Source organism: Salicibibacter cibi (assembly GCF_016495865.1).
GTDB lineage: Bacteria > Bacillota > Bacilli > Bacillales > Marinococcaceae > Salicibibacter > Salicibibacter cibi.
The window spans coordinates 1,338,519-1,352,202 of record NZ_CP054706.1; the positions used below are offsets into that span (position 1 = coordinate 1,338,519).

Annotated in this window: 15 protein-coding genes; 13 read left to right on the top strand and 2 right to left on the bottom strand. The window is 44.1% G+C overall.

From position 1 onward, the window contains the following. The first annotated feature begins 4 nt into the window (after window positions 1-4). The 13 genes from uxuA to HUG20_RS06870 all read left to right on the top strand — a co-directional run bounded on the left by uxuA (window position 5) and on the right by HUG20_RS06870 (window position 12,728). Window positions 5-1,078: a mannonate dehydratase gene (gene uxuA, locus HUG20_RS06810; RefSeq protein ID WP_200089509.1), complete on the top strand. Its 1,074-nt coding sequence runs from the start codon at window positions 5-7 to the stop codon at window positions 1,076-1,078. A 1-nt stretch (window position 1,079) separates the two neighbouring features. Next, window positions 1,080-1,928: an SDR family oxidoreductase gene (locus HUG20_RS06815; protein WP_200089511.1), complete on the top strand. Its 849-nt coding sequence runs from the start codon at window positions 1,080-1,082 to the stop codon at window positions 1,926-1,928. 347 nt (window positions 1,929-2,275) lie between these two features. Then, window positions 2,276-2,407, top strand: a complete 132-nt coding sequence (locus tag HUG20_RS19430; RefSeq protein WP_281392528.1) for a hypothetical protein — start codon at window positions 2,276-2,278, stop codon at window positions 2,405-2,407. 752 nt (window positions 2,408-3,159) lie between these two features. Further along, window positions 3,160-3,486, top strand: a complete 327-nt coding sequence (locus HUG20_RS06820) for a hypothetical protein (RefSeq protein ID WP_200089513.1) — start codon at window positions 3,160-3,162, stop codon at window positions 3,484-3,486. Then, window positions 3,426-4,046, top strand: a complete 621-nt coding sequence (locus tag HUG20_RS06825) for an RpnC/YadD family protein (protein ID WP_211200013.1) — start codon at window positions 3,426-3,428, stop codon at window positions 4,044-4,046. Before HUG20_RS06820 ends, HUG20_RS06825 begins: the two co-directional genes overlap by 61 nt. A gap of 51 nt (window positions 4,047-4,097) precedes the next feature. Then, on the top strand, window positions 4,098-4,241 hold the full coding sequence (locus HUG20_RS06830) for a hypothetical protein (protein WP_200089517.1): 144 nt from the start codon (window positions 4,098-4,100) through the stop codon (window positions 4,239-4,241). A 984-nt stretch (window positions 4,242-5,225) separates the two neighbouring features. Beyond that, on the top strand, window positions 5,226-7,469 hold the full coding sequence (locus tag HUG20_RS06840) for a TOTE conflict system archaeo-eukaryotic primase domain-containing protein (protein WP_200089521.1): 2,244 nt from the start codon (window positions 5,226-5,228) through the stop codon (window positions 7,467-7,469). 261 nt (window positions 7,470-7,730) lie between these two features. Next, window positions 7,731-8,882: an NAD(P)/FAD-dependent oxidoreductase gene (locus tag HUG20_RS06845; protein WP_200089523.1), complete on the top strand. Its 1,152-nt coding sequence runs from the start codon at window positions 7,731-7,733 to the stop codon at window positions 8,880-8,882. A 23-nt stretch (window positions 8,883-8,905) separates the two neighbouring features. Beyond that, window positions 8,906-10,258 (top strand): TRAP transporter large permease subunit, encoded by a 1,353-nt coding sequence (locus tag HUG20_RS06850; RefSeq protein ID WP_200089525.1) that lies wholly within the window; start codon window positions 8,906-8,908, stop codon window positions 10,256-10,258. Between the two features lie 13 nt (window positions 10,259-10,271). Beyond that, the gene (locus HUG20_RS06855) at window positions 10,272-10,934 is read left to right on the top strand and encodes an aspartate/glutamate racemase family protein (protein WP_200089532.1); all 663 of its coding nucleotides are present in this window, start codon (window positions 10,272-10,274) and stop codon (window positions 10,932-10,934) included. Between the two features lie 21 nt (window positions 10,935-10,955). Beyond that, window positions 10,956-11,231: a (2Fe-2S)-binding protein gene (locus tag HUG20_RS06860; RefSeq protein WP_200089534.1), complete on the top strand. Its 276-nt coding sequence runs from the start codon at window positions 10,956-10,958 to the stop codon at window positions 11,229-11,231. After that, window positions 11,228-11,533: a (2Fe-2S)-binding protein gene (locus tag HUG20_RS06865; RefSeq protein ID WP_200089536.1), complete on the top strand. Its 306-nt coding sequence runs from the start codon at window positions 11,228-11,230 to the stop codon at window positions 11,531-11,533. The genes HUG20_RS06860 and HUG20_RS06865 overlap by 4 nt, the downstream gene beginning before the upstream one ends. Continuing rightward, complete coding sequence (locus tag HUG20_RS06870) at window positions 11,523-12,728, top strand: NAD(P)/FAD-dependent oxidoreductase (RefSeq protein WP_200089538.1); 1,206 nt, start codon at window positions 11,523-11,525, stop codon at window positions 12,726-12,728. The genes HUG20_RS06865 and HUG20_RS06870 overlap by 11 nt, the downstream gene beginning before the upstream one ends. A gap of 55 nt (window positions 12,729-12,783) precedes the next feature. Here the strand turns inward: HUG20_RS06870 and HUG20_RS06875 are convergent, their stop codons facing one another. Next, a complete protein-coding gene (locus HUG20_RS06875) occupies window positions 12,784-13,383 on the bottom strand; it encodes an ATPase (RefSeq protein ID WP_200089539.1) in 600 nt (199 codons plus the stop codon). After that, window positions 13,380-13,562 (bottom strand): hypothetical protein, encoded by a 183-nt coding sequence (locus HUG20_RS06880; protein ID WP_200089541.1) that lies wholly within the window; start codon window positions 13,560-13,562, stop codon window positions 13,380-13,382. Before HUG20_RS06880 ends, HUG20_RS06875 begins: the two co-directional genes overlap by 4 nt. Window positions 13,563-13,684: the final 122 nt, after the last annotated feature.

Below are 13,684 nucleotides of genomic sequence, written 5' to 3' on the forward strand. Positions count from 1 at the left end.
GTACATGCGTATGGTATTTCGCTGGTTCGGAAAAAATAACGACTCCGTAACATTGGAGCAAATACAGCAAATCCCGGGCGTCGAAGGGCTCGTTTGGGCCTTGCATGATCGCGAAGCCGGAGAAGTTTGGCCTTTGGACGAAGTGATGGAAGTAAAGGAACAAGCCGAAGAACACGGCTTTCATATTGACGTCGTGGAAAGCATTAATGTACATGAGGACATCAAGCTCGGCCTCCCTTCTCGAGACCGTTACATTGAAAATTATAAAGAAAGCATTAAAAACGTTGCTGCCGCCGGCGCTAAGGTCATTTGCTACAACTTTATGCCAGTGTTCGATTGGACACGCACGGATTTATTTAAAGAAATGGAAGATGGCTCCACTGCCCTTTTTTATGAAAATGCGAAAGTCGAAGGGATGGACCCAAAGGAACTCGTCAAGCAAACGACGAGTAACTCGGAATATACAATGCCCGGATGGGAGCCGGAAAGGCTAAACGACCTTGAACAATTGTTTGATGCTTATCGAGGCATGAGCGAAGAAGACCTTTGGAACAATTTGCATTATTTTCTTGAGCAAGTGTTGCCGATCGCGGATCAACATGATATTCAAATGGCGATTCATCCGGACGATCCGCCCTGGTCTGTTTTTGGCTTGCCAAGAATTATTACGAGCGAAGCGAACGTTGAACGTTTTTTATCGTTGTCGGATAGTCCCGCTCACGGAATTACCTTATGCAGCGGTTCACTAGGTGCGAATCCGAATAACGATATCGCGGGAATGATACGCAAGTTTCATGACCGCATACCATTCGCGCATATACGTAATGTCAGCGTTCGTGACAACGGGGATTTCATTGAAACATCCCACCGCAGCAAGGACGGCTCCGTCGATATTGCCGACATTGTAAAAGCCTACCATGAAAATGAATACACGGGCTATGTCCGTCCCGATCACGGCAGACATATTTGGGAGGAAAAGTGCCGACCGGGATATGGTTTGTACGATCGTGCCCTCGGCATCATGCACCTATGGGGGCTTTGGGATGCCTATGAATTAGCGAAAGAGAAAGGGGATTGAAATGCTTCCCAAGCATGAGTCTTTGCAGAATAAAGTAGTAGTTGTTACCGGAGGAAGTGGCGTTCTTTGCAAAGCGATGGCGCAGGAACTGGCCCGTCAAGGAATGAGGGTCGCCATCTTGAACCGCACTTTCGAAAAAGGGCAGGAAGTTGCCAGTGAAATAAAAGAACGAGGCGGGATTGCCATAGCCGTGTCTTGTGATGTTTTGGACGAAGAAAGTGTGCATCAAGCCCGTGAACAAATAAATGCAGAACTTGGCCCCTGTCAGTTATTGATTAATGGGGCCGGGGGCAATCACCCTGATGCTACGACATCAAAAGAAACCTTTAATATTCAAGATATTGAAGACACCTCTGTCAGAACTTTTTTCGATATGACTCTTTCAGGCTTTGATCACGTTTTTAAACTCAATTTATTGGGAACGGTCTTGCCAACGCAAATTTTCGCTAAAGATATGGTAGAACAAGAAGGGACCGCGATCGTTAATATATCCTCAATGAGTGCGCCCTCTCCGATGACAAAAGTGCCCGCCTATAGTGGTGCAAAAGCAGCGATAGAAAATTTAACCCAATGGCTCGCCGTCCATTTTGCCGATGTTGGGATCCGCGTGAACGCTATCGCTCCCGGTTTCTTTTTAACCGAGCAAAATCGATCCATGTTAACAATGGAGGACGGTAGCCTTACGGCACGTGCGAATAAGATTATTGACCACACGCCAATGGGAAGGTTTGGGGATCCGGAAGATCTTCTAGGCTCGCTTCTCTGGTTAGCAGACGAGGAAAGCTCTCGTTTTGTAACCGGCATTACAGTGCCGGTCGACGGTGGATTTATGGCTTATTCAGGTGTGTGAATCACTCTAAGGGAACGACGCGCATAATAGAAGCCAGGAAGACGTAGATTGTCTCCTGGCTTTAATATTATGGCTTATTCTCCCGCTACTATCTCTAAACTGATTTCCGGTATTTCCAAAAATCGTTTAGCGGCCAAAGCACAGGTTCCTAATCTCGAGTTTTCAAATCATATCTTTATCACAAGTTCACAAGGCACAAAAGGACATTATGATCCCCCCTTTTTTTTCCGAAAACTTCTCGATATTTACAACGAGAAAACATAAGGGGATTTTTTATGTAATCAACCCTGAGCAATGCTGATGTCTGTATATACAAATCGCTTTCGCATTTTACAAGCGTAGACGATATGGCCCGAGCCGTTCGTGCCCATTTGTACGTCTATGCGCACACATTAACCGATAATGCCGTTGTTGTATTCAAGTTGATTGCGCGCTACGCAGTGAAAACGGCAGGTGTCGCTTTTCTAAAATATGAGTGATCAGCTGCACAAGTAGGGGTTTCTTTTGCTACGATTAAACGGTCGATTCGTTCGCTAACCGAGAGCAACATGATCGACATTTATCGTACGATTAGGCAGCGAGGAAACGTACGCGGCGGCTATGGCCACAATGTTTTTGTCATCACTGATCCGTCGACTGGTCCATCGGATATGAACCACCGACCAGAACCGAAAACCACGGATGGGCCAAGTGTTCAGCCTGAACAAAAGGGGGGCGAATCTTTGTCTTTTGAATCAAGCTCTCTTTCAGAAAAAAATCAAAACATCCGTAATACACGTAAGACCGTCGCTGTTGAAGGCTAGATGATTCATATTTGTCCCGGCTCATTACCGAGTCCCTGCAAAGCCATTTTTTGACGCCCAGAGCATCCACAGGTTTTGGGTACGGGTGTGCGCTTCTAAGCGCATAAATATCGATACAGCTCACGAATGATTACCCGTTTAGGCTTTTAACAGCGCAATGTTTATGGAAAAAACAGGGCGGTTACGTGGCTCGATGACCGGTTACTTTTACGGTGCATGTCTGCGTATTTTGGGCCGTATTTATGGTGAGGACTATAAGAATTATGGCAGCAAACTGTTCATTAGCAGAACTACAAACGGGGCATTTATCGCTAGATGCTGAAGCGAGAACACTGTAGAAACATAACCTCAGCAAAAAAATGTGCACGTCAGACCTGATTTGCTATAATAAAAGAAAATATGAGATCGTTACGAAGAGAGGTGAAGCGGTGAAAGAAAATGAATCGATTGCCTGGCATCCGTCATTTGCGGCTGCTTTGCAATTGGAATTGCAAGCATACGCAGGCGAGTTGGAGTTCCTGGAAGAATATCAATTAACGAGTGAGCCGTTGAAAGTCGATGTATTGATTTTGAAAGATAGGCAAATGCCCATTCATAAAAATATTGGCAAATCTTTCGGCATCATAATATTGTTGAATATAAATCGCCCAGAGATTATCTCTCGGTTGATGACTTTTACAAGGCAATGGCATACGTGTATTTGTATAAAAACGTGGGTGGCAAAGGCACAGACACGATCGATGTCCGCGAGATGACGCTAACGTTGGTCAGTTTGTCTAAACCGACGAAACTTCTGCAACATCTAGAGAAACGAGAGAAACATGTCTATTCAGAACATACAGGGGTATACTATATCAAAGGGATGGACGTACCAATCCAGCTTCTTATACAAGATGATCTCCCCAACGAGGAAAATGAGCAGTTGACGTTATTGAGGAATCAGTTACAGGAAAAAGAACAATTGCAACGTGTCCTGATGGACTATTTTCAAGATAGTAAGAAAGAACTGTACTTGGTCATGTTTCACGCAATTTTTCACGCCAATCCCCAATTATTTACGGAGGTGATTCAAACAATGCAAAAACTGGGATTTGATCCGGAGACGCAAAAAAAAATCGATGAAGTGGTCAAGGAGTTTGAGTGGGATAAAAAGTGGAGAGCAGAAGGAAGAGAAGAAGGGAAAGCAGAAGGAAGCGAAATAGCCAAGGAAACAATTGCCAAAAAGCTATTCGCTAAAGGAATGTCCCTGGAGGAGATAGCAGACGCAACGGGATTATCCATTGATATGATCAAGAAACTGACCCGCGACGATTAATCGCATATATGGGACTGATTCAAAGGATGCAAAATTCAGACATCTTATTCGGTGGTGACGCAAGCGTCGGAGCCGGATATTAACGTCGGCAATGATCTAGTCGATAAGCTCGAAAAAGAACGTCTTTGGATCTTGGAGCAGGCAGAAACCCTTGCCGGTGATCGTGGCTATGATGACACAAAACTCATTGAGTGACTGTTCGATGATCACACGATCAAACCGGTCATTGATATCCGGAACATGTGGAAGAACGGGGAAGATACCCGCCAACTGATGGATAAGAAAAATGTGATGCACGATTTTAAAGGCACCGTTTATTGCTATTGTCCGGACCCTGGAACCCCGATGAGAAATGACCAATAGAGAGTTTGAAAAGGATTGGGAAACATTGAAAAAGCGTTGCCCGGCCAAGCAATACGGCATCACCTGAAGGAGCCACCGATTGCCCGTTCGCTGAGGGATTCTGCATCTCTCTCGACGAAGATCGTCGTGTCTTCATCCCCATTGAATGTATGGATTATGCTTGGGCGGACGCCTACGCAAAACGAACCTCTGTGGAACGCGTGAACAGCCGTCTGGATGTGTCTTTCGGTTTCGAACAGCATACGACATGCGGGTTGAAAAGATGGGGAATAATACAGGGCTTGCCCTTGGCATCATGCTAACGATAGCCTTGGGGCGAGTGAAAGAAGGGCACCCCGGAAAAATGGGGAGCCTTATTTCCTAGACTATCCACATGTGAACAACACGATTTAAAAAAAACCCCTTGTGGGCAATAGGAGACGTGTGTCTTTTGTAAGGGGATAAATACACCCAAATCGGGATTTTGTATATGTCTCGCTCAATTTGAGTTAAGAGCATTCATTTTTTCCGAAGGGGAACAAAAGCTCTATTTTTTATCCCGAACCTCCCTCAATAATTAAATGTTTTCTCCAACATACTCCCTTTTTGTATATTAATTTGTTCGTTAATCAAACAAGGAATGCTATGGCAAGTAGCGAAAAGGCATTCGATATTCTTGAAAAGAAATGCAAATTTCGTTACGATTTATAACAATGCGGAGAAGTATCCAAGTCCGGTTGAAGTAGACGCGAAATCTTTACAGCCAGTGGGTTAGAATCCCTCCGCCATTTACATTAAGCTATGAAAAAAGGTTAGTGACCATTAGAGGGATGGCTTATGGATCTTCATAAACAATTACAACAAGTGCAAGAAGAGAATGATCGCCTAAAACAAGAACATGACGAGCTAAAAGCGTCATTGGAAGTGTATAAAAATAAGTATGAAAAACATAAAGCAGCGCTCCTGACCTATAGAATTAACGTTTTTAATCAGTTATTCAGGGGTCGAACCGATGTGTTTCCGGTGCGTTGGGAAACAAAGGATGGTCATGTTGGCTATTCACCTTCTAAAAATTCCGAACTTCAGTACCGCTCTTTAACCGATCAGGTGATCCATGAGCATCTTTCCGGTGAGCAAACCATTGGCATATATCCCGTTTTAAAAGATAACAGTTGTTTTTTCTTGGCTGTGGATTTTGACAAGCGTCAATGGCAGGAAGATGTAAACGCCTTTATAGAAATTTGTGAAGAATATCATGCCCCTGTCTCCATAGAGAGATCCCGTTCAGGGAATGGTTGTCATGTGTGGTTTTTCTTTTCTGAAGCTGTTCCTGCTGCACTGGCGCGGCAATTCGGAAATTATTTGTTGGAACGAACACGGGAAAAAGGGGGGTCACTCGATTCATATGACAGAATGTTCCCAGCTCAAGATGCGATATCCAAAGATGGGCTTGGGAATCTCATTGCACTTCCACTACAACGAGAACCACGAAATCAAGGAAATAGTGTTTTTCTGGATAAGGTCTTTTCGCCATTTTCGGATCAATGGGCATATTTATCAACGGTTCAGCGTCTGTCCCTGAATGATATTCAAGCGACGATCGGAAAACATGAAGCATTAAACGAATATACAAAATCGACTAAAATAGCAAAAAAGCCCATTTTAGAAGTGAAAAATGGCATGCATATTGAAAAAGGCTCCCTACCCCCATCTGTTCTGCAAGAATGTCAACAAGTCGCTACTTTCAGTAATCCGAAGTATCATAAAAATAAACGCTTGCATCTGTCAACGAAGGAAATCCTCAAAACCATTCGTTGTTATGACGTGGAGTCAAACCATGTTGTCTTCCCCCGAGGGTGTTATGAGAAAATCATGAATATTTTACATGAAAACAATCTCAATCCTGACATTCAGGATGACAGAAGTGTGGGTAGGCCAATAGAGGTGGAGTTTTCGGGAGAGTTGCTGGCAGAGCAACTAAAGGCTTTTAATGAGATAATGAGTCATAACGACGGGATATTGGTTGCGCCTACCGGATTCGGGAAAACCGTTATTGCTGCTGCGATGATCGCTAAAAGGAAAGTAAATACGCTTGTGATCGTCGATCGAAAACAACTCATCCATCAATGGAAAGAACGTCTTCAAACTTTCTTGGAAATAAAAGCAATCGGTGAAATTGGCGGCGGCAAATACAACCCTAGTGATCTGATAGATATTGCAACATATCAGAGTTTGAATCAAGACCGCGTCAAAGGTTATGGTCAGATAATTGTGGATGAATGCCACCATGCTGCTTCTTATAGTGTAGAAAACATCCTAAAGTTAACAGATGCAAAATTTGTACATGGATTGACTGCAACCCCCACTCGTAGTGACGGCCTGCAACCAATTATGAAGATGCAGTGCGGCCCCATACGCCATAAAGTAAAAAGCAAAAACCATCATATCGAACATATATTAATGCCGAAATACACGTCATTTAAGTCGACCAAACAGAATAAAAAGAGACCGCAGGACATGTATGACGAAATATCAAATGATGATCACAGGAACAATATCATACTGAATGATGTAATAAAAGCGTTGGATCGTGGGCGTTCACCATTGATATTAACGGAAAGACGGGAACATATGGCGAATTTAGAAGACAAATTTAATAAAGTGACCAAAAATACGATTGTTTTGATGGGTGGTTTAAAAACAACAGAGGAACAGGAGCGTTTAAAACAGCTCCAGGAATTACCGACAAATGAAGAAAGACTGATTATCGCAACCGGCAAGTACATTGGTGAAGGCTTTGATGATGAGCGTTTGGATACACTTTTTTTAACGATGCCAATTTCTTGGAAAGGGACGTTGCAGCAATATATAGGACGATTGCAACGCAAATCTATTATCAAGGATTCAATAGAAGTATACGATTACGTTGATCATCACGAATCCCTCTTACAAAATATGTTTGAAAAACGGAGCAAAGAGTACAAAGCGCTCGGATTTAAGATAGAGGACGAAAGAAATAAAGACGGGAAGCAAACCAATTTGTTTAATTTCCAAAAAGCGAGACCTACATCATATGATTAGAATAAAAAGCTAATAAAAGAAATATCGGGTTGCCGTTCGTAGAATAGAAGGCAACTCTTATTTTTTCGAAAACCGGAAGTACGCTGTAAATGAGGAGGGGGAGTTTTCTCTTGAGATATAAGGCCTGTCGTGTATACTAGGATACGGCGTTTTTGTCTTAGCGAAAATGAAATTCACTACACCATTTATGCGTCATTTATGAGATAATAAGGCAGAAAATCTACATACATAAAATCAGCCCTTTCAAAGGAGAGCATTTTCGTGCGAACAGCAGATGCCGTTGTGATCGGCGGAGGGGTGATAGGAACGTCCATTGCCTATCGTTTAGCCGAGTCGAAACGTAAAGTCATTTTAATCGAAAAGGACGAAATAGGCTCAAAAACATCAGGATCTTGTGATAAGGCTATCTTTCTCCAATCCAAAAAACCGGGATTTCCGAGTGAATTGGCAAAAGAAAGCAGAGCTGTTTATGAAAATCTTGAAAATGAGCTAGGTTTCTCTTTTGAATTCAAACGAGGGGGCGGGATGATTGCCGTTCAATCCGAAAAATACCTGCCCTTCATGAAGGATTTTGTAGAAAAGCAAAAAGAAGCCGGCATCGATATTCAACTTTTAGATCAAAAAGAAGCAAGAGCCCGACAACCCTGCCTATCGAAAGATATTATCGGATCCACGTATAGCAATGAAGATGCGGAAGTGAACCCGATGTTATTAAGTCAGGCCTTTGCCGGTGCTGCAAAGCGAAAAGAGGTGGATATTCGCACACATACGGAAGTGGTTGATATCGTAATTGAAAATGGGAAAGTGGCCGGTGTACAGACATCCGAAGAATATATTGCTACTGAAATGGTTGTTAATGCTGCCGGGCCCTTCGCTCCTCAGATTGGAAACATGGCCGGCATCAATATCCCAATTCAACCCCGTCGCGGGGTCATTCTTATTTCCGAAAAAATAGATCCAATCATCAACGGGAACATTTTATGCTCCCAATATATTGCGGCAAAACACATGAATCAAGCAGAAGATGCCCCCGCTTTTGGAGTCGGACTCTCTTTAGGGCAAACAGATGCCGGGAACTTACTCATCGGGGCAAGCCGTGAGTTTAAAGGATTTAATAAATCCATAGAATCGGAAGTGCTCCCGGCGATTGCCAAACATGCCTCGAGCATCGTCCCAAGTCTGGCAAATACCCGCGTTATTCGCTCCATGGTAGGTTTTCGTCCGTACACGGGGGATGGGTTGCCGATTATTGACGAAGCACGGGATGCTGAAGGCTTTATCATAGCAGCGGGACATGAGGGAGACGGGATTGCTCTATCTCCAATCACCGGACTGCTCGTCCGTGATTTGATAGATAAAAAAGGGGACTATCCCTCTTTTTTGGAGAAACTGAAACTTGATCGCTTCAAGTAGGTGAAAAGAAATGAGGGAGTTAGGTGCTAGAGATTATCATTCCGCTGCTTATCTTGTTCTCGGTTGTATTGATCCCGCAAATTCCTAAAATAGGGGGAGAAGTGCGACTGGCATTAATCTTCGCTGCACTTTCCGCGGCTATATTAGGAGGGTTAACACCGGTTGAAATCGGGGCTGCCTTCATCGATGGGGTCGATCAGTTGGCTTGGGTGATCATGTTGTCGATTGTGGGAAGCATTTATGCCGAGACGCAAGTTAGATTAGGGGCGATGCAGACGACGATGCTTAGCTTGCGTTCAATTTTCGGCAAATCTTCGTTAGGTTTAGTTGCCGCTGTTTTGATCGCGTTAACGTTTGCCGGTTCACTTCTTGGGGATGCTATTGCTGCGTCTGCAGTGATAGGTTTTCTTGTTATTCGGTCGTTAGCGGATTTGAATATCAAACCGGAACAAATCGGTATGATTATATTGGTGGGCGCTGGATTAGGCTCGCTCATGCCTCCGATTTCGCAAGGGGTTATTTTGTCTTCCTCTCTGATTGACATTGACCCGGCGCCTGTCATCATCATTAGTGTTTTCACCGTTGCAGGGGGCGTTTTGTTCGCTATTTTAGATGCCGGCCGGTTTGTGCGTGGGAAGCGGTTGCCGGACCATCTCTTGCCCAATCAATCTTTTTTTACCATCATCAAAGAAAGATGGAAAACGTTAATTCCACTTATCGTGCTGGCAGTTATTGTCGTGCTTGATACAGGATTTGATGTTAACATATTCACTGTTTGGGAACCGATGGGACAATTGGTGGCCTATTTCGAATCGTTACCCATACTGAATGGCATTGTATTCCCAATTGTATTAGCGATTATGATGGGCGCAATTGTTAGTTTTTTCTATGCCAGTGTAAGAAAAGAAACCGGAGCAGTATTTAAACAAGGGTTGAAAAACATAAGCAAAACGGTACAAATTCAATTGGCTGCCGGTTTCATGATCGGAATTTTTACTGCGACTGGAGTGATCGATCGCGCTTCCGAGCTTATGGAAGGTTTACAGGCGACAGCTCTTAAGCTAGGTGGAACGGTGAGCATGTTATTCGTAGGGATGCTAACTGGTTCGCAAACGACCGCGCAGACGATAACAGTGCCTTTTCTTGCTCCTGCATTGGAGAGCCTTGATGTTGATCCGGTGAATATTGCTCTTGGGGCTGCGCACATCTCCGCAGGTGGACAGAATCTTCCTCCCATAGGATTGACCGCCTTCGTGGTGGCAGGGCTGATCGGAGGCGTTCTAAGCAAAAAAGTAGATCCGGTAAAAGTGATGATTCTGGCGGTGCCGGCATCGTTGTATTTAACGCTTGTGGGTTTGATTGCTTGGATGATCTGAGGAGGAACGATGCGTGATTGGGATATTAATGTTAGAGACAACGTTCCACAGACCGATCGGGGACATTGGCAATCCGAAGACATTTGCGTTTCCGGTCATTTATAAAACGGTAAAAGGTGCGACTGTTGCTCGCGCGATGTATAGAGCAGGGGACAGAGAACTGATTGATCTTTTTGTACAAGCTGCCAAAGAAATGGAGAACGAGGGTGCAAAGGCAATTACGACGAGTTGTGGTTTTCTGGCTATTTTTCAACAAGAGATCCAACGGGCCTTAACGATTCCTTTCTTTTCATCCAGTTTGCTGCAAATTCCATTCGCAAGTTGTGTCACAGGTGGCACGGTGGGTGTAATGACGGCTGCAAGATCAAGGCTAACAACGAAACATCTTAAAGGCGTCGATGCGCATCATCACCCCGTAGTTATTGACGGGATGGATGATCAGCCTGCATTCACCTCCGCGATTGTCGATCAAACGGAAAACCTGGATGTGAATACTGTTGCGAAGGAAATGAAGCAAGTAACGATACGCCTACTTCAAAACCATCCGGAAGTAAGGGCGATTGTTTTGGAATGCACGAACATGCCTCCTTACAAGAACACACTACAAGCCATCACCGATATCCCAATATTTGATATGAATACTTTAATGAATGATACGTATGATGCTATCACTTGAGAGACACTGGGGGTGTTGTGAATGCAAGATGTCATCATTTGTCGATGTGAAGAGGTCTATTACCGTGAGATAATGAAGGCCATAGAGCAAGGAAGTGCCACATCTAAAGAAATAAAACTGCAAACGCGGGCAGGCATGGGGATTTGCCAAGGGAGAACGTGTCGGCCCCTCATCGAGCAAACAGTGGCCATGCACACGAACGAAGAGATACCGGATTCAAGCCGTTTAACGCACAGTAACCCTATCCGCCCGATCACCTTAACTGATTTAGCTAACAACACGAAGAGGGATGAATGATGAGAATAACTGATCACCCGATATTAGGTCCGCTAGAAAAAAAAGAAGTAACGATCCAATTTAATGGTGTCAATTACGCCGGACTTGAAAATGAATCGATTGCGGCGACGCTGCTTGCCAACGGCATTCGAACGTTGCGATATTCGGAAAAAGAACAGGAACCCCGGGGCATCTACTGTGGCATCGGTCATTGCTATGAATGCCGGGTAACGGTAAATGGCAAAAGAAGTGTTCGCGCTTGTATCACTCCCGTGGAAGATCAAATGATTGTTGAGTCACAAGGGATCCGTCATGAAGTATGATCTTATCATTATCGGCTCAGGGCCGGCCGGTTTGAGTGCCGGCATAGAAGCGGCGAAACATGGCGCAAAAGTGATTATTATTGATGAGAATCCGTTTACCGGCGGCAAGTTAATCGGCCAATTGCATGAAGAACCTAATAATGGTTGGTGGATCGGAAAACAGGTGGCAGAAACGCTCACTGAAGAAGCAAAAACGCTCGGTATTCGTTTTTTGCATGAAAGAGAAGTTTGGGGAGTTTTTCCGAAATGGACGGTTAAGTTGAACAAGGGAGAGGAGTTACACGCTCCGTTTGTATTGATCGCAACAGGTGCTGCTGAAAAGGCCATCCCTATTCCCGGATGGACACTGCCGGGTGTGATGGCGATCGGAGCGGCGCAAGTGATGAATAACTATCACCGGGTACAACCCGGGGAAAAAGTTGCGGTTATTGGCGTCGATCCGTTAGCGTTAACGGTCGCCCACGAGATGAAAATGGGAGGAGTGGACGTCGTTGGTCTTTTTCTCCCGCCGAGCAGTGATTTTTCCGGAGAGAAATCGAGACCGAAAGAAATGATCGCTGACTTGGCAGCGATGTCGAATCTGGCACCAAATGCTCTATTGAAAACAGCGGGAAAGATGGCCCGTAATAAATATATAAGGAACATAGGCGCTCATTTATATCCTGCAAACGGAGCAAAGGTATGGGATATCCCCCTATTTTTAAGAAAAAATGTAAGGGAAATCAATGGGGAGCGGCAAGTAGAAAGCATAACCGTAGATTTAATCGATGCTCACGGCGGAGTGCACCCGAATCGCCAGAAAAAAATAGAAGTCGATTGCGTTTGTATTTCCGGAGGGCTCTATCCTGTATCGGAACTCCCTGCCGCGATTGGATGCGCTTCTGCCTACATCGAAGAATTAGGCGGGCATGTCCCTTTGCATGGGGAAGATTTGCAGACAACCCAAGACGGGATGTATGTCGCGGGGAACATCACAGGCATTGAAGGCGCAAAAATAGCGATGGCGCAAGGCCGCTTAGTAGGCTTTGCCGTCAGCGAAAGAGCAGGGTTTGTTCAAGATGTTGATGGCCAACGTAGGCTTGAATACACGGGCAAAATTAAAGAAGCACGGGAAACATCCGCGATCAAATTCATGCGAAACATTGATGAGGGTCGGGAAAAAATGACGAGGCGGTGGCGTGATAGAAATACTTAGAGTAAAGAGAAAAGAAAGGGTATGCTTTTTTCCGGTTTTTCGTAAAGCATACCTTTTACAATTTTAGATTATACTTATATTGTGTGATTATCGATTCACACCAATCAGGTAATGGGTGATATTTTTCCTCAATCCTATCCTTATCAAGAACAGCTATAACACTCGCTTCAAGTGTGGAATTATCGACTAAAATTAATGAATCGATATTTGTATAGTTTCGGTTTAAATTAAACAGGCACTTATCACTTCTGCGAATGACATCATTTGTAGGGATGTCATGACCGCCATTCTCAACTCTTTTAGCTATTCTCATAATGTTGATGTTAACATCGTAAGTTCCGACAAAAATCATTTGAATGAAGAAGCCCTTCCGTCGTGCCTTTTTAATTTGGTTAATGGTTGTTTGCCCTGCTAATGTCGTTTCTACAGAAAAGTCCGTCCCTGTGTTGATACATTCATTTGCTAAACGAAGCGCTTCTCTGCCGGCACTTACTTCTGGTTGTTCAGAACCTTTATCCATATGCCTTCTCATCAATGCATCCGGATCAATATTGATAGCTGCCCCGATAAAATCATAAAACATGGCTCGAACTGTGCTTTTTCCTGAACCGTTATTTCCTGCGAAAATGTACATAACCGGTTGATTTTCTTTCAATCCTCTTCACCTGCATCACGTACGGGTTCGATATATCCGTTAGGGTAATGTCTCACGATGGTTTTTCTCTCCGGATCATAATATACAATGTGCGTACTATTCACTTTCGCGTCTAACAATGCACGTTCTCCTGTCATACGAACCACTTTTTCCAAACGATCAATATCTAGACCTCGCATATCATACACGCCTCCTACCTCGATACAAACTTCTCTAAAATTAGTTTATCATTGTGAGAAGGTACCGACAATTCGCTTCTTTACCACACTCCATCAACTTTCCTAACATAATCATGTAAAAT